Source organism: Corynebacterium sp. HMSC30G07 (assembly GCF_001806945.1).
Classification (GTDB): domain Bacteria; phylum Actinomycetota; class Actinomycetes; order Mycobacteriales; family Mycobacteriaceae; genus Corynebacterium; species Corynebacterium riegelii.
Genome location: NZ_KV786473.1, coordinates 77795 through 98724 on the forward strand (window position 1 = coordinate 77795; position 20930 = coordinate 98724).

Consider the following 20930-nt stretch of genomic DNA (forward strand, 5'->3'; position numbering starts at 1 on the left):
ACGCTGCGTGGCGACTACGCTTGAAAAGTATGGTTGCTCGCTTTGGAATAGATGACGTCCGCCCCCAAGTCTCCGGCCGCACCCTGCCCGCGAAAGCGGTAGTCGGCGAAGTTGTTCCCGTCTCCGCGCTGGTGTGGCGCGAAGGCCACGATGCAGTCGGCGCCACACTGCAAGTGACCTCCCCCAGCGGGGCAGAGTACGCCATTGCCATGCAGCCCGAGGCATATCGCCCGGACTACGTGCACGCAGTCTTCGTTCCGGATGAGCAGGGTTTGTGGCGCTTCCGGGTCGACGCATGGAGCGACGTGCTTGCCACCTGGCGCAACGCCGCCTCCAAGAAGCTTGCCGCCGGCCAAACCGCCGAGGAGATGGCCAATGACCTCGCCCACGGTGCAGCTCTGTTTAAGGCTGCAGGTAAGAAGCGTTTGAGCACGCTGCTTGTGGACGACACGGTGCCACTCGCCGACCGTGTCAACGAGGCTGTACACGCCGAGGTAGAACCACTGCGTGAGCTGCTCTCGCATGGACCTATTTGTGATGTGTACGTTGAGCGTCGTGAAGCATTGGTGAACTCCTGGTACGAGCTGTTCCCGCGCTCCACCGGCGGGGTGGATGCCAAGGGCAACCCGGTGCACGGCACCTGGGCAACAACCGCCAAGGCACTCGACCGTGTTGCCGCAATGGGCTTTGACACCGTGTACTTCCCACCAATTCACCCGATCGGTGAAGTCAACCGTAAAGGCCGCAACAACACCCTGACCCCGGAGCCGGGCGACGTTGGCTCCCCGTGGGCAATTGGATCTGCCGCAGGCGGCCACGACACCTTCCATCCGGAGCTTGGCGGCGAAGAGGAATTCCTGGACATGATGGACCACGCCGACGAGCTCGGCCTGGAAATCGCCCTGGACCTGGCACTGCAGGCCGCACCCGATCACCCGTGGGCCAAAGACCACCCGGAGTTTTTCACAGTGCTGGCGGACGGCACGATTGCGTACGCGGAGAACCCACCGAAGAAGTACCAGGACATCTACCCCATCAACTTTGATAATGACCCGGAGAAGATTTACGCGGAGATCTACCGCGTAGTCATGTACTGGGTCAACCTGGGCATTACCACCTTCCGCGTGGATAACCCGCACACCAAGCCGGTGAACTTCTGGCACTGGCTGATTTCCAAGGTCCACGAAACGGACCCGGATGTCATCTTCCTGGCGGAAGCCTTTACCCGCCCGCCGCGCATGTACGGGCTGTCCAAGGCTGGGTTTAGCCAGTCCTACACCCACTTCACATGGAAGACCAGCAAGGCTGATCTGACCGATTTTGGGCAGTTGCTTATCGACGTTGCGGATATCTCCCGCCCCAACCTCTTTGTGAACACGCCGGACATTTTGCACGAATCCCTGCAAAAGGGTGGCCCGGCAATGTTCGCGCTTCGCGCTACTTTGGCCGCAACGATGAGCCCGCTGTGGGGCGTGTACTCCGGCTATGAGCTCTACGAGCACGAGCCGGTCCATGAGGGCAGTGAAGAATACTTGGATAGCGAGAAGTACCAGCTGCGCCCCCGCGATTTTGAGGCGGCACTTGCCCGCGGCGAATCACTTGAGCCCTACATCACCATGCTCAACCGCATCCGCCGTGAAAACCCGGCGCTGCAGCAGCTGCGCAACCTGCACTTCCACGACATCTCTAATGACCAGCTCATCGCGTACTCAAAGGTGGATGCGATCACCGGCAACGCGGTGCTAGTAGTGGTCAACCTGGATCCCTACTACACCCAGGACGGCATACTGCGTCTCAACCTTTCAGAGATCGGCATCAACCCTGGTGAGTCTTTCGAGGTCACCGACCAGATCACCGGCGCAACGTATACCTGGGGTGCAGAAAACTACGTGCGCCTTGCCCCGCAGCAAAATGTTGCGCATATCTTCGTGCTGCCAAATATTTCATCTGAACGCAGGCCGAGTACCGCGTATCGTCGCATATCTGACCACGACTACCGTCCGTAACTTCTAAGGAGCCCACATGAACAACGTTGCAATCGACCAGGCCGACTATGGCCGGCTCCTGAGCTGCACCCACCACGCACCACACGACATCTACGGGTGGCACCCACTCGGTGACGCCTCCATCGTGCGCACTCGCCAGATCGGCGCGGAACGCGTAGAACTACTTGTCCACGGCGATGCTTTGGAAATGGAAGCCGTTGGAGATGACTTCTGGGTCGCCCCGTTGGAAGACGACCTGTCGCCCGACTACCGCTTCCGCATCACCTACCCAGGGTTGGAACCGAAGATCGTCGCGGATCCGTATCACTTCCTGCCCACGCTTGGTGAGCTGGACCAGCACCTGATCTCAGAAGGCCGCCACGAGCGTCTGTGGGAGGTCCTCGGCGCCAACGTGCGCAGCTACACCACCTCCCTTGGAGAGGTCACCGGCACCTCCTTTGCCGTCTGGGCCCCAAACGCCAAGGGCGTGGCCGTCATCGGTGATTTCTGCGGGTGGAACCCCAGCCAGTACCCGATGCGCTCTCTGGGCTCTACGGGTGTGTGGGAGATCTTCATCCCCGGCATTGAGCCTGGCACACAGTACAAGTTTGCTATTCACACTGCCGACGGCACACGTATTGACAAAGCCGACCCAATGGCCAAGCAGACGCTGTGCCCACCAGAGACGGTCTCCGTAGTCGCCGCGCCAAGCACCTTTGAGTGGAGCGACGAGGAGTGGATGCAGGCACGCGCCGGCGTCGACGCCACCAATGCCGCCATGAGCATCTACGAATGCCACATCGGCTCCTGGAAGGAGGGCGCGAACTTCACCACCATGCGCGAAGAGCTCGTGCCCTACCTTGTAGACAACGGCTTTACGCACGTGGAGTTTCTGCCCGTTGCGGAGCACCCCTTCGGTGGCTCCTGGGGGTATCAGGTCACCGGCTACTACGCACCGACTGCACGCTGGGGCACCCCGGATGAGTTCCGCGCCCTGGTAGACACACTGCACGCCAACGGCATCGGCGTGATTGTGGACTGGGTACCGGCCCACTTCCCCAAGGATGCGTGGGCGCTTGCGCGTTTCGACGGCACAGCTCTCTACGAACACCCCGACTGGCGCCGCGGCGAACAAAAAGACTGGGGCACCTACGTGTTCAACTTTGGACGCAACGAGGTGCGTAACTTCCTAGTTGCCAACGCTTTGTACTGGTGCGAAGAGTTTCACCTCGATGGCCTGCGTGTAGACGCTGTGGCGTCCATGCTTTACCTCGACTACTCCCGCGAGCCCGGCGAGTGGCTGCCGAATGCTGACGGCAGCCGCGAGAACTGGGAGGCCGTCCAGTTCCTGCAGGAAACCAACGCCACGGTGCACCGCAACTTCCCTGGTGTGCTCACCATCGCGGAGGAATCCACCGCGTGGCCGGGTGTGACCGCCCAAACCGACGCAGACGGCCTCGGCTTTTCCTGCAAGTGGAACATGGGCTGGATGAACGACACGTTGGAGTACTTCTCCCTCGACCCGGTCCACCGCTCCTACCACCACAACGAGCTGACGTTCTCTCTGGTCTACGCGTTCAGCGAGAAGTACGTCCTACCGTTTAGCCACGACGAAGTGGTCCACGGCAAGGGCTCCCTGTGGCAGCGCATGCCTGGCGACGACTGGAACAAAGCCGCCGGCCTTCGCGCCCTCTACGGCTACATGTTCTCGCACCCCGGCAAGCAGCTGCTCTTCATGGGCTGCGAGTGGGGCCAGACCACCGAGTGGGACGAAGCGCACTCCGTGAACTGGGACAACCTTGATAACGGTTGGGGCCACGAATACCACCGCGGCATCCACCGTCTGGTGCGTGACCTGAACTTTGTCTACCGCGACAACCCTGCCCTGTTTAGCCAGGACAACACTCCCATGGGATTCCAGTGGCTCAAGAGTGACGACGCCGCGCATAACCTCCTCGCCTACACCCGCTGGGGCGCCGACGGCCAGCCAATCGTCGCCGTGATCAACTTGAGCGGCAGCACCCACCAGGGCTACCGCCTTGGCCTTCCCCAGGGTGGCGAGTGGGAGCTCATCATCAACACTGATGACGCTGTCTACGGCGGCGCCGGCAACCACCTCCCGGATGTGGTTTCCGCCGAGGCGGTTAACTGGGACGGCTTCGATCAATCCGTGGCGCTCACCCTGCCCGCGATGAGCGCGCAGTGGTACAAGCTGCGCCGCTGACCTACGGAAACCTCGCGCTAGGCGAACTCCAGCGCTAGAAAAGCGCGCTCGCGAGGTTGGTGCGGGTGCGTTTGATGAGGGGATCGTTGGCGTCGAAAAGCAAAAGGAGCTCCAGCAAACGATCCTTGGCCTCGGGTGAGGTCTTCACGTGTGCAAGCAGGCGCTCAAACGCCGCCTCTGGGTTGCCGGCAAGGACCTCGGCATCGGCGGCATCGAGCTGCTTGGCCATGTCCGTGGGGTCCGCGGCGGCGTCCGCGATCGGGTCACTCGTGCGCGCCTGCGGATTGAAACGCTTCAGCACTGCCACCGTGGCCTTCGCCTGCTTGACCTCGGCGTTCGCTGGGTCCTGGGCTAACATCTCGTCATAGACGGCAATCGCCGCATCGTAATCGCCTGCCTGCACGGCAGCCTCTGCCTGGGCCAGGCGCGGATCGGCCTCCGGCTCCCCTGCATCCGACTCATCTGCCAAACCACTGAGCTGCGGGCCGATGTTCTGCACCAGCGCCTGCAGCCACTGCGTGAGCTGTTCGGCAGGCTGGTTGCCCTCAAAGTTGGTCACGGGTCGGCCCGCGGCAAGTGCTACCACCGTTGGCAACGCGCGCACGCCCAGCGCCTGGGCAAGCTGCGGGTGCGCATCCGCATTCACGTAAGCAACAAGGAACTCCCGCTGGCCAGCGGCCAACGATGCAAGCGTTGCCTTCAGCTGCTCAGACTCCGGCGAGCGGGCCGTGCCCACCATCAGCACCACAGGGATCTGGGTGGAACGCTCAAATGCCTTGGCCTCAACGTCGCGCTCGGTGACCTCAATAAACGGCTCGAACGTGGACTCCGCAAGCTCCTTGCGGGCCTCGGCCTGCTGGGCCAGCGCAGCCAGGTCGACTGCCCCACCGGTGAACTGTGGCTGGGTCATCGTTTATGCCTCCAAGTGCTTGTTCAGGGAATTCATCTTTTGATGCAGCATGTCAGTGTAGCCAGGACGAATATCCGCCTTGATCACCAGCGACACGCGCGGAGAGACCTCCTCCACCGCAGCCGTGGCGCGCTTGATCACATCCATGACCTCGTCCCACTCGCCCTCAATGGTGGTAAACATCGCGGTTGTCTCATGCGGCAAACCAGAGTCGCGCACAACCTGCACGGCCCGGGCTACCGCTTCAGACATTGCGGCAGTGGCGTTATTGGTTACCGTTGGCGCGACAGAAAACGCTGCAATCATGCGGCCCAGTCTAACGCCGTCGCTCCCAGCAGTGTTTATGCCAGTGCCTGCGGTCATCTACGCCGCGGCCTGCATCCTTCGGCCACGCCACCACATGCCGCACCCCCGGCGGGATGTTCTGGTTGCAACCCGGGCACACGTAGTACTTCGTGGCAGCGGCCGCACCGATCTGGCGCACGCAGTAGGTTTCCCCGTATGGTCCTTCTACTTCCTGGGTGCCAATGAACGTGGAGCCGTCACGCGGCAACACGTATGACGGCGTGATGTTCGCTCTACGGTTTCTGCGTGGCATTTAAAACAGCCGCAACTCGTTGGACTCAATGCCGCGCAGCTCACCGTAATCAAGCGTGACGCAGCGAATGCCGCGGTCTTCCGCCAGGGTGCGTGCCTGCGGCTTGATCTCCTGGGCGGCAAATACGCCCTGGACAGGTGCGAGCAGCTCGTCGCGGTTGAGCAGCTCCACGTAGCGGGTTAACTGCTCTACACCGTCAATGCCGCCGCGGCGTTTGACCTCTACCGCCACTGTCCCGCCGCCGGAGTCTCGTGCGAGAATGTCCACGGGACCAATCGCCGTTGGATATTCTCGACGCACAAGCGAATACCCCGAACCCAACGTGGTGATGTGCTCGGCCAAAAGCTCCTGCAGGTGTGCCTCAACGCCGTCTTTGACCAGACCGGGGTCCTCCCCAAGCTCATACGAGTTGTCAGCAATAATCTCTTCAATGGTGATGCGCAGCTGCTCGCCCTTCTTGCCTTCCACAATCCAGAGCTGCTCGCCGGTGTCCTCCCCATCGATGTCCACCACCGCCTCTTCCTTCAGCGTGCATGGCGGCATCATCCAGTTCAGCGGCTTGTACGCACGGTCATCCGCATGGACGGACACAGACCCGTCAGCCTTGATCAAAATCAGCCTGGTTGCCATGGGCAAATGCGCATCCAGGCGGCCAACATAGTCAACAGAGCATCGAGCGATAATTAAACGCATGGGCTCCAGCTTATCGACGCCCCCTGTTCGCCCTCTCAGCGAGCTCATTCATATCCCCCCGCTGCGCCCGAACATCCGGCGCAGATTCCACCCACGAGATCAACGCCATCTCCGCGTGACGCTCGCCCGCAAACTCAAAATCCCCCATCGGACCGGTCAGCTCAAGCGCGGTATCTACCTCAGGCATGAAGTCCCGCTCTTCATCTGTGAGCTTCCGGATACCGTTAAACGTCATATCCCGGCGATCAAACGCCAAATCGTAGTTAAAGGACAGTGAGCGCAGCTTGTAAAAACGCGCCTCATCACCCGAGTATCGAAGCACCCCGTGACGCCATCCGTGCGAGCCTTCAGCAGGCAAGAGACGGATCAGGCCTTGGACACCACTGTTACGGAACATAGTGAAGCGCCACACCGCAGCTACCACGACAAGTGCGATGACTAGCAGCACAATAGCGGCGAGGATCTCCATGCACATCACGCCTTTCCTGTTTCGCAATATCCTAGCGCCGTTGGCGGGGTGAAGATAGGCAAACACCCCCTGCCGTTTCCGACAGGGGGTGTCCAAAGGAGGTAAGCGCCTACCTATTGATGTTGGACGCGCGGCGGACCGCGGCCAGCTCCGCTTCGGAGCGGGCCTTGGTCAGCTCGTCTTCATCATGCAGGCCGCTCTCCGCAGCAGCGGAGTCGACCTCGCCGGCGAAGATCGCGTAATCCGCGAGGATGGTGACCTTATCGCCCTGGACCGACAGGAACCCGCCCTGTACGGCCGCCACGATACGCTCATCATCCACCGGCTGGATGGTCACAACACCGTTGTCCTTAAGCTGGCCCAACAGTGGCTCGTGACCGGGCAGGATGCCGATCTCACCTTCGGTGGTCTGCGCAGTGACAATCTTTGCCTGCCCCTTCCAGAGCAAGCGGTCAACAGAGACCAATTGCGCGGTAAGTTCAGCCATGATCTACCCCTTTACGCTTCCTGCAGCTTCTTGTATGCAGCCTCGACATCGTCCAGGCCACCCAGGTTGCTGAAGGCCTGCTCCGGGTAGTGGTCGAACTCGCCAGACGCCAGCTTGTCAAAGGCGTCAATGGTCTCCTCCAGCGGCACGTAGGAGCCCTCGTCGCCGGTGAACTTCTTAGCAACGAAGAAGTTCTGGCCGAGGAAGCGCTGGATCTTACGTGCGCGCATAACGGTGATCTTGTCCTCTTCAGACAGCTCGTCCATACCGAGGATGGCGATGATGTCCTGCAGTTCCTTGTTCTTCTGCAGAATACCGATGACCTTCTGCGCCACGTTGTAGTGACGCTCGCCGACAATACCCGGCTCCAGGATGCGGGAGGTCGAGGTCAGCGGGTCCACTGCCGGGTAAATACCCTTGGAAGCAATGGAACGGCTCAGCTCGGTGGTTGCATCCAGGTGAGCGAAGGTGGTTGCCGGTGCCGGGTCGGTGTAGTCATCCGCCGGCACGTACACGGCCTGCAGAGACGTAATGGAACGACCACGGGTCGAGGTAATGCGCTCCTGCAGCACACCCATCTCATCCGCCAGCGTCGGCTGGTAACCCACAGCGGAAGGCATACGGCCCAGAAGGGTCGATACCTCAGAGCCCGCCTGGGTAAAGCGGAAGATGTTGTCAATGAACAGCAGCACGTCCTGGTTCTGCACATCGCGGAAGTACTCCGCCATGGTCAGACCGGACAGGGCCACGCGCATACGAACCCCTGGCGGCTCATCCATCTGGCCGAAGACAAGGGCGGTATCAGGCAACACGCCCATGTCCTCCATCTCGAGGAACAGGTCGGTGCCCTCACGGGTGCGCTCGCCAACACCGGCGAACACGGAGGTACCGGAGAACTCGCGAGCAATACGCGTAATCATCTCCTGGATGAGAACGGTCTTGCCCACACCTGCACCACCGAACAGGCCGATCTTGCCGCCCTTCACGTACGGGGTGAGCAGGTCGATGACCTTAATGCCGGTCTCAAGGATCTCGGTCTTACCCTCAAGGTCCTTGAATGCTGGCGGCTCGCGGTGGATGGACCAACGCTCGCCGTCCTCGCCTACCGACGGATCGTCCAGGCACTGGCCGAGTGCGTTGAACACGTGGCCCTTGACCTGGTCGCCCACCGGCACGGAGATCGGGTTGCCGGAGTCCTTCACCTGTGCACCGCGGACGAGGCCGTCCGTCGGAGCCATGGCGATGGTGCGGACGAGGTTGTCGCCCAGGAACTGGGCAACCTCGAGGATGATGTCACGGGACATGCCTTCGAGGTCGATGTGAACCTCGAGTGCGTTGTAGAGCGCGGGGAGCTCGCCACGAGGGAACTCCACGTCGACGACGGCGCCGATGACGCGGACCACGCGGCCGTTCTCGGAACCACGCGGGTTCTGAGTGGACTCCGTGCGAGCCGGCGCCTGCGGTTCAGCCTGCAACGTGGCCTCGCCCGGCGTCTCATCGCGCTCATCAAAGTTGTGAGCAGTAGTCATGATTTAGTCACTTTCCTCACTACCGGACAGCGCGCCTGCGCCGCCGATAATCTCGGTGATTTCCTGGGTGATTTTAGCCTGGCGGGCCTGGTTTGCCTCACGGGACAGGTTGTTGGCCAGCTCGGTTGCGTTGTCCGTCGCGTTCTTCATGGCGGTACGGCGCGAAGCGGACTCCGACGCCGAAGACTCCAAGAAGAGCGAGTACAACGAGCGCGAGACATATACCGGAAGCAGCTCATTCATGAGCGTATCCGGATCCGGCTCGAACTCCATGTCTGGCGATACGCCTTCCTCAGCAGGCGCGAGCATGTGCTCGGTCTCGTAAGAGACTTCTTCAAGCACAGGTTCGATCGGCAACAGCTGGTGTACGCGGGCCTCCTGCGAAAGCATGGAGACGAACTCGGTGTACACCACGTGTACCTGGTCGAAACCGCGAACGGGTTCGCCCTCGGCACCGGTGAGTCCCTCACGCCACTTAACCGTGCCTTCAGAACCAGCCATGAAGCCATCGACGATGTGACGACGCACATCGTGGGTGGACTCCCACGTCGGCTTCTGGGACCAACCGGTCCAGGCGCCTTCGACGTCCATGTCACGGAACTTGTAGTGGGTCACACCCTTGTTACCAGTGACGTAGCGGACGACGTTGTATCCAGCCTCGGTGAGCATGCGCTCCAGCTGGGTCGCCTTCTTCAGCACGTTGTGGTTGTAGCCGCCGGCCATACCGCGGTCAGAGGTGACCACGAGGATTGCTGCGACTCGACCGTTCTCACGCTCACGGAGCATGGGGTGGTCGAGGGAGCTCGCAGCTGCGAGGCGTTCCATGACGTCTTTGAGCTCATCGGCGTACGGCTTCGCTGCGTCTACACGCTGCTGGGCCTTGGTGATCTGCGAGGTCGCGATCAGCTCCTGAGCCTTCGTGATCTTCTTCGTAGAGTTGACGGACCTGATGCGGTCACGCAATTCGCGAAGAGTTGCCATGGTGTTTCCTCCCTTCCTTTATGTAGTAGTCCAAGGTTGCACTTGCGTGCTTACTTGGAGCGGCTGACGTTGAGCTGATTCTTGGACACCTGCGAGGACGGCAGTGCCTTCTCCTCCGGCTCACGGACGATGCGCTCGCCCGTAGAGGACTGGAAGCCACGTGCAAATTCCTCGTTCACGCGCAGGATCGCTGCCTGGGAGTTCTCGTCCAGAGCCTTGCCGCCCTGGATCTGCTCGTACACCTCAGGTGCGGTTGCACGGATCTGCTCCTGCAGCTCGCGCTCGTAGCGACGGACATCCTCGACGGGAACGGGATCGAAGACGCCCTCGTTGGCAGCCCAGATCGAGACGATCTGGAACTCAACCGGCTGCGGGGAGTTCTCGGACTGCTTCAGCAGCTCGACGAGACGCTGGCCGCGCTCCAGCTGCTTCTTGGAAGCAGCATCCAGGTCAGATGCGAACGCTGCGAAGGACTCCAGGTCGCGGTATGCGGCCAGGTCCAGACGCAGGTTACCCGCAACCTTCTTCATGCCCTTGGTCTGTGCAGCGCCACCAACACGGGACACGGAGATACCCACGTCAATAGCTGGGCGCACACCCTGGTTGAAGAGGTCAGACTGCAGGAAGACCTGGCCGTCCGTAATGGAAATAACGTTCGTCGGAATGAAGGCACCGACGTCGTTTGCCTTGGTCTCAATGATCGGCAGTGCGGTCAGAGAGCCTGCACCGAGCTCGTCGTTGAGCTTGGCGGCGCGCTCCAGCAGGCGGGAGTGCAGGTAGAACACGTCGCCCGGGTATGCCTCGCGGCCCGGCGGGCGGCGCAGCAGCAAGGAGATCGCACGGTAGGCCTCAGCCTGCTTGGTCAGATCATCGTAGATAACCAGGACGTGCTTGCCCTGGTACATCCAGTGCTGGCCCAGGGCGGCACCGGTGAACGGAGCCAGCCACTTGAAGCCTGCGGAGTCAGATGCCGGAGCAGCCACGATGGTGGTGTACTCCAGTGCGCCTGCCTCTTCCAGGGTCTGGCGCACACCAGCGATGGTGGAGCCCTTCTGGCCGACTGCGACGTAGATGCAGCGGACCTGCTGCGACGGGTCGCCGGTCTCCCAGAATGCCTTCTGGTTCAAGATGGTGTCGATGCAGACTGCGGTCTTACCAGTCTTACGGTCACCAATGATGAGCTGGCGCTGGCCGCGGCCGATCGGGGTCATGGCGTCAATAGCCTTCAGACCCGTCTGCATCGGCTCCTCAACCGGCTGGCGGTCAAGCACGCCTGCCGCCTGCAGCTCAAGTGCACGCTCTTCGTTGGACTCGATCGGGCCAAGGCCGTCAATCGGCTGACCCAGTGGGTTGATGACGCGGCCGAGGAAGTTCTCGCCGACCGGTACGGACAGGACCTCGCCGGTCCTCTTTACTTTGTCGCCCTCGTGGAGGGACTCGAAGTTACCCAGAACCACAACGCCGATCTTGTCGGTGTCCAGGTTCTGTGCGACGCCGATGACGCCGTTCGGGAACTCGAGCAGCTCATTCGTCATGCAGCCTGGCAGCCCGGAAACCTGGGCAATACCATCTGCAGCCGAAGTCACCACGCCGACCTCCTCACGGGAGGCCTCCGCAGAGTAGCTCGAGGTGTAGTTCGCTATCGCGCTACGGATCTCATCGGAGGAGATCGTCAGCTCCGCCATGTTCTTCCTGCTCTCGGTAGATTCTTCCAGCATATTGTTCTTAAAGGGTCGCGCTCGCAGCGAGGTCAGTACGAAGACGTGCGAGCTTGCCGCGCGTCGAACCGTCAATTTCCTCGTCACCAACACGGATGATCATGCCGCCGAGGAGGCTGGGGTCAACCTCGGTGTGGATGGCCATCTCGCGACCGTAAATGTTCTCAAGCTTGCTTGCGAGTGCCTCACGCTGCGCAGAGGAAAGCGCCTCTGCTGCAACAACGCGCGCCACGGACTTGCCACGCAACTCAGCGATCTCCTCAGCCAGAGCCGAAAGATCATCAACTGGGTTGTGCATAGGGCGGCCAATTACCTGCAGCGCAAGCGCCTCGGTAAACATGGTCACCTTGCCGTAGATCACGCTGGCCAACAGACCACGCTTCTGCGCGGCAGTGGCGGTGCGGTCCGACAACAGCTGCGTCAGTTCCTTCTGGTTCTCCAGAAGAACAGACAGCTGGTAAAGCTCCTCTTCCACCTGCTCCAGCTGGCCCTGGGATTCGGCGGCGCGGGAAAGCGCACGACGACCCAAAGCAACCAGGCCCTGGCGGAATTCACGAGGCGTGGACCACTCCTGCGATGCAGCCTCACTCAGAATGTTCTTCGTCGGTTCTGCAACCTTCGAGCCGAACACCTGGGTGATGATGCCCTCACGCTGAGATGCGTCAAGCGAAGTATCTGCAACAGCGACACGCAGCGAACGGTCAGCGTCGAGCTGGTCCACAGTGAGGAACAGCTCGGTGCCGATCTGCGCGGCAACGGCGACGGCGTTGTCAGAGGAGCGGATCAGCTCATCGAGCTTGCCCTCCACGTGCGTCTGTGCTTCGCGACTTGCTGCCTTCATTTCGCCTACTTCCTCGTCGAAACGTGGTCGAGCTCAGAGAGGAAGTCATCGATCGTGTTCGAGCGGCGGGTAGCATCCGACAGCTCGGTGCCAAGCAGACGCTCAGCGAGGTTGATCGAGTTCTGGCCCATCTCATTGCGCAGCTCGGAAACAACCTGCTCACGCGATGCGAGCAGCTGCTTCTCCCCTGCCTCGACAATACGGCGGGACTCTTCCTCAGCACGTGCGCGAGCCTCGGCCTCGATCTCCTTGCCGCGCGTACGCGCAGCCTCACGGATCTCAGCCGCCTCGGCGCGAGCCTCAGCGAGTTCGGCGTTGTTCTTCTCCAGGGCAGCCTTTGCTTCCTTTTGGGCGACCTCAGCACGCTCAATGCCGCCCTTGATCCGGTCCTCGCGCTCCAGCAGAACCTCCTGGAAACGCGGAAGCACGTACTTCGCGAACACCAGGAAGACGATGATGAAGACAACGAGCGACCAAACCACGTCGTACGCTGCTGGCAAAAGGATCGACGGAGTCGTCTCAAGCGGCAGCGTCTCGTGGCCGGCTTCAGCGCCTTGAGCCACGATAAAAGCGTTGACGTTTGTCATTGGTTGCTCCTGATCTAAAAAATGAACGGGTATAAACGCGTGTTCTTTTTAGAACAGGAAGCCGGCAACGAGGCCGATCAGGGCAAGTGCCTCAACGAAGGCGATACCCAGGAACATGGTGGTACGCAGCTGACCAGCCATCTCCGGCTGGCGAGCCATGCCCTCGACGGTCTTGCCAACGAGCATGCCGATGCCGATGCCCGGGCCGATGGTTGCAAGGCCGTAGCCGATGGTGCCGAGACCCTCGTAGCGGTTCACGGTCTCTGCTGCCTGAGCAAGAATGATGTCGTTCATGTGAAAGTCGTTCCCTTTCTAGGTGCGCCGTGGCGTTGTGTTTGTGCCACGAACGCGAGTGACAATGGTGGGGTTATTCAGTTTGGCCGTTTGTACGCGCTTTGTTAGTGCGCATCTGCGTGCAGCGACAGCTCGATGTACACCGCCGTCAGAAGAGCGAAGATGTACGCCTGCAGGAAGATGATGATCAACTCGTACAGGGTGAACAAGATCGCTGCGATCAAGGTCAGGCCACTGACCGCCGTCCAAGCATTCAGCTGCCAGAAGAAGAAGTTGGTAGCTGAGTACAGAAGGACGAGGATGATGTGGCCGGCCAGGAAGTTCGCCATAAGACGAAGTGCCAGGGTGACCGGACGCAGAACGAAGGTCGAGAAAATCTCGATCGGCACCACGAGAAGGTGCAGCAGCGGGGGCAAGCCGGGGATCACCGTCGAGTGCTTGAAGTAGGCCGCGCCGTAACGCTGTACGCCGGCGTAGATCATTGCGATGTAGGCCACCACCGCCAACACGATCGGCATGCCGATACGTGCGTTTGGCGAGATGTTTAATCCCGGAATGATCGTGGCTGCATTCATGAACAAGATGGTGAAGAAGATGGAGGCGATAACCGGCAGGAATCGCTTTCCGTCCTTCTTGCCCAAGGTGTCTTCGGCGATATGGACGCGGACAAAGTCCACACCCATCTCGGCGAAGTTCTGGAGGCCCTTGGGAACCAGCTGCGGCTTCCTAAAGGCAATAACAAAGAGAAGCACCATGATCAGTGCGATGAAAAGACGCACGAGCATGATGCGATCAAGCGCGAACCAACCACCGGCAAAGTCTTCACCGATGATGTGGCCGAAAGTTTGCCCCGGGAAAAATTCTGGACCAAGTTCGGGTGCGTGGAAACTCCCCTTCATGGCCAACGTTGTAACGCTCAGCGTTCTCTCCCGTTCTCGGGCCGCATCCACAAGGAATGCGGTGCGATGGACTTCTTCAAGAAGACTGCCTCCGCGGCGGACTCCGTCGCACATCTGCTACCGCGGGACAGGGGATGGACCTTCAGGTAAGGGAAGCCCCTTCCTCAAGTAAACCCAGCGGATAGCCTAACAGGTTGATAACGGTTTTCGCGCCTTAGGGGTAACCGCGTCGCTTTCCCCCAACACGCAGGCTCATTTTTGCGACAAAATCAATGGTCACAGGCAGCTTTTACGGGACTGTTATGTCCGTCACAGAACGTCGTGTGTTTACCCCAACTAATCCTACGACCACTAGATGCCTTTAAGACACGTAAGAAACACGCGTGGAAATGATGCCAAACGTCTCCGCGGCAAGCGCCACAACCAGTGCGGCAATGGTGGTAACACCGAACGCCGTTGCGTCGTAGAAATCCATGGTTCGCAGCCAGAGCAGTAGCAAAATAATTACGACCATCTTCAGCAGCCAGCCGCCAAGCACGACAGCCATCGTGGCAGTCGTCGTGGAGTTAGACGTAGCCAACACAGTCAAGGCTGTAGCCAAGACAAAGCCACCGCCGATAGCGGCGCCCATCAACACTCCCCAAATGCCCGGCAGATCACGAGCGTTGCCCCAAGCCATCAGTGAGATAACGGTCAAGGCAATGAGCGCGTAGGCACCAAACCGTAGTGCTCGGATTAACGGGCGCCGCGGATCATCAAACTCCTCGGTATCTCGGACGTTCAAGTCCGGCTCGGTATCGCTGAGGTTTTCATTACCGTTTTGGTTGCCGTTTTCGTTCACGGGGGCCAATCCTATCTGTCACTTGCCAAACGGCGCACTTATCTTGCCCCTTGTGAGTGGCACCAGCGTGGCAACGAATGCCACCAGAAGCGCGATCACAGTGAAAGCGGCCGCATACGTTGTCGGGACGATGGAAAAACTCACTGCGCCAAACGCCACTGCGGATACCCACATGTACAGCACTAATACCGTGCGACGGTGGGTGTGCCCAAGCCTCAAGAGACGGTGGTGCAGGTGTCCCGCGTCCGCCTCCCAAGGCCGTTGACCACGAGCAAGCCTGCGCACCACGGCCCAGACAAAGTCAACAACCGGCAGCGCAATGGCTGCCAGCACCACAATGATTGGGCTGATCAACGCCACAAGGTCTGCCGCACCGTAGAGCGACATGTTGATCTTGCCGGAGGCTGACACGCTTGCCGCAGACAGCAGCAGACCAATCAGCATGGCACCAGAGTCCCCCATGAAGATGCGTGCGGGCTCAAAGTTGTGCGGCAAGAACCCGGCGCATATCCCCACTAGTGCAGCGCAGATGATGGCGGGCGGATAGGCGGATACGGCGCCACCTTGGTCATGCAGCACCGTCAGCGCAAAAAGCAAAATGGCCAGGCCGGCGATCATGCCCAGGCCTGCTGCAAGGCCATCGATACCGTCGACAAAGTTCACCGCGTTGATCAGCAGCACGGTAAACAAGGCACTTAAGACAACCCCCTGGACTTGATCCAGGACCAACGTGGTGCCCTCCCCAATGGGGAGGAAGAACACGGTAAAGACAATGCCCATCAGCGCCATCACCACCGCGGCAACGAACTGACCAGCCAATTTCGCCAAAGCGCCGAGCTCGTAGAGGTCATCCACAATCCCAACCAGCACAATGGCAAACGCGCCTGCAAGCACAGCCGTCATCTCCGGAGTCACCGGCGCAAATCCGCGCGTGAGCGCCGGGAGTTGCTGCGCCAAAAACACCGCAGAGACAAAACCGGTAAACATGGCCACGCCGCCAACAGACGGAGTCGGCTGGGTGTGCACGTCGCGCTGGCGAATCTCTGCAACACGGCCAGTTCGCACAAGCACAGAGCGCACAAGCCCCGTAGACAAGTACGTAATAGCCGCGGCAACAAGAATCACAAGGCCAAGCTCTCGCAGCGGCACACCAAGACCGTTCATTGGAAGAAAAGCTCCCCTACTGCTCGCGCGGGGTTCTGCGCATGGATTCCGGGTCCACGCCAAGAACTTCACCGATACGTTCCGGCGAGATTGCGCCTTCACGCATGATTACGGGGTGGCCGGATGAAATATCCACAATGGTTGAGGCCTGACCAATCGTGGCCTCTCCCCCGTCCAGGTATACGGGCACGGCATTGCCGAACTGCTGGCGTGCCTCATGGATCTTCACTGCTGGCGGGTGTCCGGAGATGTTTGCAGAGGACACTGCCATCGGGCCGACTTCCTGCAGCAGCTCCAGCGCCAGCGGCTGGTTGGGCATGCGAAGCAGCACTGTGCCACGCGTGTCACCCAGGTTCCACGGCAGGCTTGGCGCCTCCGGGACAATGATGGAGAGCCCTCCGGGCCAAAACGCCTCAACCAGTGTCTTTGCCGTGTCAGAGAACTCGCGTACCAGGCCCTGGATGGTGGTCCAGGAGCCCACGAGCACCGGCACCGGCATATCCGGGCCACGCTTTTTGGTTGCCAAGAGCTTTGCCACGGCGGCGTTGTTAAACGCGTCCGCGCCAATGCCGTAGACCGTGTCGGTGGGCAAGACGACAACGTCACCGCCGCGCAGCGCTTCAGCTGCTGCGGCGATCCCTTGGGCGCGGCCGTCCGGAGTTAAACAATCGTAGGTTGTGGCGGGCATAGGGGTAGCTTACTCGCTACAACAAACCGTGCCCGACCGGTCAGGTCCGCAATCACACGCACGTCCCCAAACGCCCCGTGCGCACGCACAACATCCTGCACAGCCTCAGATGTCGTGTCATCATGCTCAATACCCAGGTGCCCACCAGGTCTCAGCAAGCGCGCAGCCACGGGCACCAGCCCGCGGATGGCGTCCATCCCGTCCGCGCCAGAAAACACCGCTTCATGCGGATCGTGGTACACCTCCGGGTCAAGATCCGGAGTCTCAGGCACGTACGGCGGGTTGGCCACAATCACATCCACTGCCCCATCCAGCTCCCCCAACAGCGTGGGATCCGTCATGTCGCCGCGCACAAACTCCACCTTGGGTGCGTTGCGCTTGGCATATTCCAGGGCAGTTTCTTGCTTGTCGACGCCAACGACTCTCGCCCCCGGCACCGCCTCCGAAAGGTAAAGCGCAATGGCGCCAGAGCCGGTGCCAAGGTCGAGGGCGGTTGGGGGGTTTGACGTGGCGTCGGCAAGCAAACTAGCTCCCCATTCGGCAATGACTTCCGTCTCGGGCCGCGGGATGAACACTCCCGGGCCAACAGCCAAGGTGTGGGGGCCAAAGGGCGCTTGCCCGGTGATGTGCTGTAGTGGCTCACGCGCCGCCCGCCGAGCGATGAGCTGGGAAAACTCCTCAGCGAAGCTCTCGTACGGGTCTGTGAACATCACCGAAAGCGGCGCCACCTCAAGCAGGTACGCCGCAAGCAGGCGAGCATCATTGTCGGGCGTATCAATGCCAGCCTGCGCAAGCGTGTGCGCCGCCTCCGAAAGGAGCTGACGCAGGTTACTCGGCCTCAAGGCGCTCCTGGCGCTCATGGGTCTGCAACGCGGTGATCAAGTCATCCATGTTGCCGTCCAGCACCGAGTCAAGGTTGTTGGCCTTGTAGTTAATGCGGTGATCCGAAATGCGGTTCTCCGGCCAGTTGTAGGTGCGGATGCGCTCAGAGCGGTCCATGGTGCGCACCTGGGAGGCACGGCCCTCAGCCTCAGCAGCCTCGACCTTCTCGCGCTCCAGCTGATCCAGGCGAGCCTGCAGCACCTGCATGGCACGCGCTCGGTTCTGAATCTGGGAACGCTCGTTCTGGCAGGTCACCACAATGCCCGTGGGCAAGTGGGTGATACGCACAGCGGAGTCCGTGGTGTTCACGCCCTGGCCGCCCTTGCCGGAGGAACGGTACACATCGACGCGAAGATCCTTCTCATCAATGTTGACGCTTTCAATCTCATCGGCTTCCGGGAACACGTAGACGCCCGCAGCCGAGGTCTGAATGCGGCCCTGCGACTCCGTCACGGGGATGCGCTGCACACGGTGTACACCGCCCTCAAACTTCAGCATGGACCACGCGCCATCACGCGACGGGGTCTTGGACTTGACAGCCACGGTCATGTCCTTGACGCCACCGAGGTCAGACTCAGCAACGTCAAGCACTTCCCAGGTCAGGCCGTGCTTCTCGCAGTACTTCTGGTACATGCGTGCCAGATCGCCTGCGAACAGCGCAGCTTCCTCGCCGCCGGCGCCGGCCTTGAGCTCCATGATCACGTCATCGCCATCGTGCTCATCGCGCGGGGCGAGCAGGTCAGCCAGCTCCTCTTCCAGGCGCACAATCTCGCCTTCGAGGCGGGTCGCTTCCTCAGCGAATTCCTTGTCCTCGTTGGCCATCTCAGACGCCGCCTCGTGGTCCTCACGAGCCTGCGTCAGCTCATCGTTGACCTTGATAATCGGCTGGAGTTCCGCGTACCGCTTGGACAGTTTGCGGAACTGATCCTGGTCCGCGGCAACATCCGGGTCGCCCATCTGGGCTTGGATGCCTTCGTATTCGGCCACATAGTCGTCTACAAGCGAGACGTTCGAGTTTGAAGCCATTAGACGTAATCCTCTTCCGTCTGGTCAGCAGCCATCGGCGCGGACTTAGCCACACCCATGAGGAACTCACCGTTGCTCTTGGTCTTCTTCAGCTGCTTAATCAGCATGTCAATGGACTGCTGCGGATCCAGCGCAGACAGGATGCGGCGCAGCTTGTGCATCACGCGCGCCTCCTCCGGGCTCATCAAGAGCTCATCCTTGCGGGTGCCGGACGGGTTGACGTCCACAGCCGGGAACACGCGGCGTTCTGCGATCTTGCGATCCAGCTTCAGCTCGGCGTTGCCGGTGCCCTTGAATTCCTCGAAAATCACGGTGTCACCAGCAGAACCGGTCTCCACCATGGCGGTTGCGATGATGGTCAGCGAGCCGCCCTCCTCGATGTTGCGGGCAGCACCCAGGAAACGCTTCGGCGGGTAGAGCGCGTTGGAATCCACACCACCGGAGAGAATGCGACCGGATGCCGGCGAAGAGTTGTTGTAGGCACGGCCCAGGCGGGTGATGGAGTCCAGCAGGACCACCACGTCCTGGCCCATCTCCACCAGACGCTTCGCACGCTCAATGGCAAGCTCTGCCACGGCGGTGTGCTCTGACGGCGGGCGGTCAAAGGTAGAGGCAATGACCTCACCCTTGACGGAGCGCTGCATGTCCGTCACTTCTTCCGGACGCTCATCCACCAGCACAACCATGAGGTAGCACTCCGGGTTGTTGGTGGCAATGGCGTTGGCAATGTTCTGCAGAATCGTCGTCTTACCTGCCTTTGGCGGGGAGACGATCAGCGCACGCTGGCCCTTACCAATCGGCATGACCAGGTCAATGACGCGGGTGGTCAGGATGTTCGGCTCAGTCTCTAGGCGCAGGCGCTTGTTCGGGTACAGCGGCGTGAGCTTGTGGAACTCCTTGCGGCCACGTGCTTCCTCCGGCGTCATGCCGTTGACGGAATCCACGCGCACCAGCTGGTTGTAGCGCTGGCGGTTACGGCCGTTGCCGTGGGAGTGGCCCTGGCCGTTGGCACGAACCTGGCCGATAACGGCGTCACCAGAGCGCAGGCCGTTCTGGCGAACCAGCCTGTTGTTCACAAACACATCTGCGTTGTTCTGGCGGTAGCCGGTGGTGCGGATGAACGCGGTGTTGTTATCCACCACATCCACAATGCCGGCAACTTCCTGCAGCTCTTCCGGTTCGAAGTTCTGGTTATCGCCCTGGTTGTTGTCACGGTTGTCGCGGTTATTACCACCGTGGTCACGGCCATCGCGGTTGTTACGGTTACGGTTGCGACGACCACGGCGCCCGCGGCGCCCGCCACCTTCGCCGTCTTCACGGTTATTGTCGCGGTTGTTGTCGCGGTTGTTGTCACGATCCCCGCGGTTATTGTCTCGGTTATTGTCTCGGTTATTGTCGCGGTCGCTACCGTCATCACGGTCATGACGGCCGGAACGCTCCCCCGATTCCCCGTCGCCCTTGTGCGAGTTGCTGGAGTCTGCGTGCTCTTGCTGGCCCTGCTGATCCCCCTGCTCGTGCTGATTGCGCGAACGGTTGCGACGTGCCCGGCGCGCCGCGGAGCGCGACTGCTGGTCGTCGTCGGAGCGCTTTGCGTCAGTGTCACCAGCGCCACTGGCGTCACGTGGGGTGTCTTCCTTCGGCGCTTGCTCCTTAGCGGCGCTAGCGGCACCAGACTGTGCCGCTGCTTTTTCCGGGAGTTTGCCGGTTGCGATTGCTTGGATCAGGTCCCCCTTGCGGAGTCCAGATACCCCCTTAAGCCCCCGCTCAGCTGCCAGCTTGCGCAGCTCCGGAAGTTTCATAGATGCCAGGTCCACGTTGGCCTGGTTTGCAGCCGTATTACCTTCTGCGGTCACGGATGTCCTTTCGTAGCTCAGCTGGGATGCCCTGGTGCGGAAAAGTATGTGTTGTTCGTGTTCCGCGGCCGTGCCAGCAGCTTTCGTCTATTTGTATGTCGCGCTTCCTCATTCACCTTGTGGGTATCTACCGCAAGGGCACATGTTTTGAGCGCAAAGTTGCAGCAAAATCACCATGTTGAGGTGTGAGGGGTGGATCTGACCTCGCGGCAAGTGTTTCGCGAGAGGCGGGCCATGTCCGCAGCCCAACTGCGGTGATCC

21 protein-coding genes are annotated in these 20930 nt (G+C 60.8%); 2 read left to right on the forward strand and 19 right to left on the reverse strand.

The window, feature by feature from the left end:
• Window positions 1-29: 29 nt before the first annotated feature.
• Both HMPREF3104_RS08570 and glgB read left to right on the forward strand, forming a co-directional pair.
• Window positions 30-2006, forward strand: coding sequence for a maltotransferase domain-containing protein (locus tag HMPREF3104_RS08570; protein WP_070495186.1), 1977 nt, complete (start codon window positions 30-32; stop codon window positions 2004-2006).
• 16 nt (window positions 2007-2022) lie between these two features.
• Window positions 2023-4209: a 1,4-alpha-glucan branching protein GlgB gene (glgB, locus tag HMPREF3104_RS08575; RefSeq protein ID WP_070495187.1), complete on the forward strand. Its 2187-nt coding sequence runs from the start codon at window positions 2023-2025 to the stop codon at window positions 4207-4209.
• Window positions 4210-4243: 34 nt separating this feature from the next.
• Here glgB and HMPREF3104_RS08580 read toward each other — a convergent pair whose 3' ends face one another.
• The 19 genes from HMPREF3104_RS08580 to rho form a co-directional block, all read right to left on the reverse strand.
• Window positions 4244-5119 (reverse strand): tetratricopeptide repeat protein, encoded by an 876-nt coding sequence (locus tag HMPREF3104_RS08580; RefSeq protein ID WP_070495188.1) that lies wholly within the window; start codon window positions 5117-5119, stop codon window positions 4244-4246.
• Window positions 5120-5122: 3 nt separating this feature from the next.
• A complete protein-coding gene (locus tag HMPREF3104_RS08585) occupies window positions 5123-5425 on the reverse strand; it encodes a thiamine-binding protein (protein ID WP_052204654.1) in 303 nt (100 codons plus the stop codon).
• Window positions 5426-5435: 10 nt separating this feature from the next.
• Window positions 5436-5717 carry a hypothetical protein gene (locus tag HMPREF3104_RS08590; protein ID WP_052204656.1) on the reverse strand — a complete coding sequence of 94 codons (282 nt, stop codon included), beginning with the start codon at window positions 5715-5717 and terminating at the stop codon, window positions 5436-5438.
• Window positions 5718-6410: an endonuclease NucS gene (nucS, locus tag HMPREF3104_RS08595; RefSeq protein WP_070495189.1), complete on the reverse strand. Its 693-nt coding sequence runs from the start codon at window positions 6408-6410 to the stop codon at window positions 5718-5720.
• Window positions 6411-6420: 10 nt separating this feature from the next.
• Complete coding sequence (locus HMPREF3104_RS08600) at window positions 6421-6879, reverse strand: DUF2550 domain-containing protein (RefSeq protein ID WP_052204660.1); 459 nt, start codon at window positions 6877-6879, stop codon at window positions 6421-6423.
• A gap of 109 nt (window positions 6880-6988) precedes the next feature.
• Entirely contained in the window at window positions 6989-7366 is a 378-nt protein-coding gene (locus tag HMPREF3104_RS08605) for a F0F1 ATP synthase subunit epsilon (protein WP_052204663.1), read from the reverse strand.
• Between the two features lie 11 nt (window positions 7367-7377).
• Window positions 7378-8895 (reverse strand): F0F1 ATP synthase subunit beta, encoded by a 1518-nt coding sequence (atpD, locus tag HMPREF3104_RS08610; RefSeq protein ID WP_232305784.1) that lies wholly within the window; start codon window positions 8893-8895, stop codon window positions 7378-7380.
• A gap of 3 nt (window positions 8896-8898) precedes the next feature.
• Window positions 8899-9876: a F0F1 ATP synthase subunit gamma gene (locus HMPREF3104_RS08615; RefSeq protein ID WP_070495190.1), complete on the reverse strand. Its 978-nt coding sequence runs from the start codon at window positions 9874-9876 to the stop codon at window positions 8899-8901.
• Window positions 9877-9926: 50 nt separating this feature from the next.
• Window positions 9927-11594, reverse strand: coding sequence for a F0F1 ATP synthase subunit alpha (atpA, locus tag HMPREF3104_RS08620; protein ID WP_052204667.1), 1668 nt, complete (start codon window positions 11592-11594; stop codon window positions 9927-9929).
• Window positions 11595-11601: 7 nt separating this feature from the next.
• The gene (locus HMPREF3104_RS08625) at window positions 11602-12435 is read right to left on the reverse strand and encodes a F0F1 ATP synthase subunit delta (protein ID WP_070495191.1); all 834 of its coding nucleotides are present in this window, start codon (window positions 12433-12435) and stop codon (window positions 11602-11604) included.
• A gap of 5 nt (window positions 12436-12440) precedes the next feature.
• Window positions 12441-13022, reverse strand: coding sequence for a F0F1 ATP synthase subunit B (locus HMPREF3104_RS08630; RefSeq protein WP_070495192.1), 582 nt, complete (start codon window positions 13020-13022; stop codon window positions 12441-12443).
• A 48-nt stretch (window positions 13023-13070) separates the two neighbouring features.
• The gene (locus HMPREF3104_RS08635; protein ID WP_034999811.1) at window positions 13071-13316 is read right to left on the reverse strand and encodes an ATP synthase F0 subunit C; all 246 of its coding nucleotides are present in this window, start codon (window positions 13314-13316) and stop codon (window positions 13071-13073) included.
• Between the two features lie 104 nt (window positions 13317-13420).
• Window positions 13421-14215 (reverse strand): F0F1 ATP synthase subunit A, encoded by a 795-nt coding sequence (gene atpB / locus HMPREF3104_RS08640; RefSeq protein WP_052204674.1) that lies wholly within the window; start codon window positions 14213-14215, stop codon window positions 13421-13423.
• A 361-nt stretch (window positions 14216-14576) separates the two neighbouring features.
• Window positions 14577-14999, reverse strand: a complete 423-nt coding sequence (locus HMPREF3104_RS08645) for a Cg1360 family ATP-synthase-associated protein (RefSeq protein ID WP_070495648.1) — start codon at window positions 14997-14999, stop codon at window positions 14577-14579.
• Window positions 15000-15074: 75 nt separating this feature from the next.
• On the reverse strand, window positions 15075-16220 hold the full coding sequence (locus HMPREF3104_RS08650; RefSeq protein ID WP_070495193.1) for a glycosyltransferase family 4 protein: 1146 nt from the start codon (window positions 16218-16220) through the stop codon (window positions 15075-15077).
• 16 nt (window positions 16221-16236) lie between these two features.
• A complete protein-coding gene (locus HMPREF3104_RS08655) occupies window positions 16237-16908 on the reverse strand; it encodes an L-threonylcarbamoyladenylate synthase (RefSeq protein WP_052204677.1) in 672 nt (223 codons plus the stop codon).
• Window positions 16881-17750: a peptide chain release factor N(5)-glutamine methyltransferase gene (gene prmC / locus HMPREF3104_RS08660; protein ID WP_246816399.1), complete on the reverse strand. Its 870-nt coding sequence runs from the start codon at window positions 17748-17750 to the stop codon at window positions 16881-16883. The genes HMPREF3104_RS08655 and prmC overlap by 28 nt, the downstream gene beginning before the upstream one ends.
• Window positions 17737-18816, reverse strand: coding sequence for a peptide chain release factor 1 (gene prfA / locus HMPREF3104_RS08665; protein ID WP_070495195.1), 1080 nt, complete (start codon window positions 18814-18816; stop codon window positions 17737-17739). The genes prmC and prfA overlap by 14 nt, the downstream gene beginning before the upstream one ends.
• Complete coding sequence (rho, locus tag HMPREF3104_RS08670) at window positions 18816-20669, reverse strand: transcription termination factor Rho (RefSeq protein WP_083279033.1); 1854 nt, start codon at window positions 20667-20669, stop codon at window positions 18816-18818. Before rho ends, prfA begins: the two co-directional genes overlap by 1 nt.
• Between the last annotated feature and the right edge of the window lie 261 nt (window positions 20670-20930).

Excerpts from the sequence above, each read along its gene's own strand:
- HMPREF3104_RS08630 (WP_070495192.1), bottom strand. The coding sequence starts at position 13,022 with ATGACAAACGTCAACGCTTTTATCGTGGCTCAAGGCGCTGAAGCCGGC.
- HMPREF3104_RS08570 (WP_070495186.1), top strand. The coding sequence starts at position 30 with ATGGTTGCTCGCTTTGGAATAGATGACGTCCGCCCCCAAGTCTCCGGC.
- glgB (WP_070495187.1), top strand. The coding sequence starts at position 2,023 with ATGAACAACGTTGCAATCGACCAGGCCGACTATGGCCGGCTCCTGAGC.
- HMPREF3104_RS08635 (WP_034999811.1), bottom strand. The coding sequence starts at position 13,316 with ATGAACGACATCATTCTTGCTCAGGCAGCAGAGACCGTGAACCGCTAC.
- HMPREF3104_RS08625 (WP_070495191.1), bottom strand. The coding sequence starts at position 12,435 with ATGAAGGCAGCAAGTCGCGAAGCACAGACGCACGTGGAGGGCAAGCTC.
- nucS (WP_070495189.1), bottom strand. The coding sequence starts at position 6,410 with ATGCGTTTAATTATCGCTCGATGCTCTGTTGACTATGTTGGCCGCCTG.
- HMPREF3104_RS08650 (WP_070495193.1), bottom strand. The coding sequence starts at position 16,220 with ATGAACGGTCTTGGTGTGCCGCTGCGAGAGCTTGGCCTTGTGATTCTT.
- prfA (WP_070495195.1), bottom strand. The coding sequence starts at position 18,816 with ATGGCTTCAAACTCGAACGTCTCGCTTGTAGACGACTATGTGGCCGAA.
- HMPREF3104_RS08605 (WP_052204663.1), bottom strand. The coding sequence starts at position 7,366 with ATGGCTGAACTTACCGCGCAATTGGTCTCTGTTGACCGCTTGCTCTGG.
- atpA (WP_052204667.1), bottom strand. The coding sequence starts at position 11,594 with ATGCTGGAAGAATCTACCGAGAGCAGGAAGAACATGGCGGAGCTGACG.
- HMPREF3104_RS08585 (WP_052204654.1), bottom strand. The coding sequence starts at position 5,425 with ATGATTGCAGCGTTTTCTGTCGCGCCAACGGTAACCAATAACGCCACT.
- HMPREF3104_RS08600 (WP_052204660.1), bottom strand. The coding sequence starts at position 6,879 with ATGGAGATCCTCGCCGCTATTGTGCTGCTAGTCATCGCACTTGTCGTG.
- HMPREF3104_RS08615 (WP_070495190.1), bottom strand. The coding sequence starts at position 9,876 with ATGGCAACTCTTCGCGAATTGCGTGACCGCATCAGGTCCGTCAACTCT.
- atpD (WP_232305784.1), bottom strand. The coding sequence starts at position 8,895 with ATGACTACTGCTCACAACTTTGATGAGCGCGATGAGACGCCGGGCGAG.
- HMPREF3104_RS08590 (WP_052204656.1), bottom strand. The coding sequence starts at position 5,717 with ATGCCACGCAGAAACCGTAGAGCGAACATCACGCCGTCATACGTGTTG.
- HMPREF3104_RS08580 (WP_070495188.1), bottom strand. The coding sequence starts at position 5,119 with ATGACCCAGCCACAGTTCACCGGTGGGGCAGTCGACCTGGCTGCGCTG.
- atpB (WP_052204674.1), bottom strand. The coding sequence starts at position 14,215 with ATGAAGGGGAGTTTCCACGCACCCGAACTTGGTCCAGAATTTTTCCCG.
- HMPREF3104_RS08655 (WP_052204677.1), bottom strand. The coding sequence starts at position 16,908 with ATGCCCGCCACAACCTACGATTGTTTAACTCCGGACGGCCGCGCCCAA.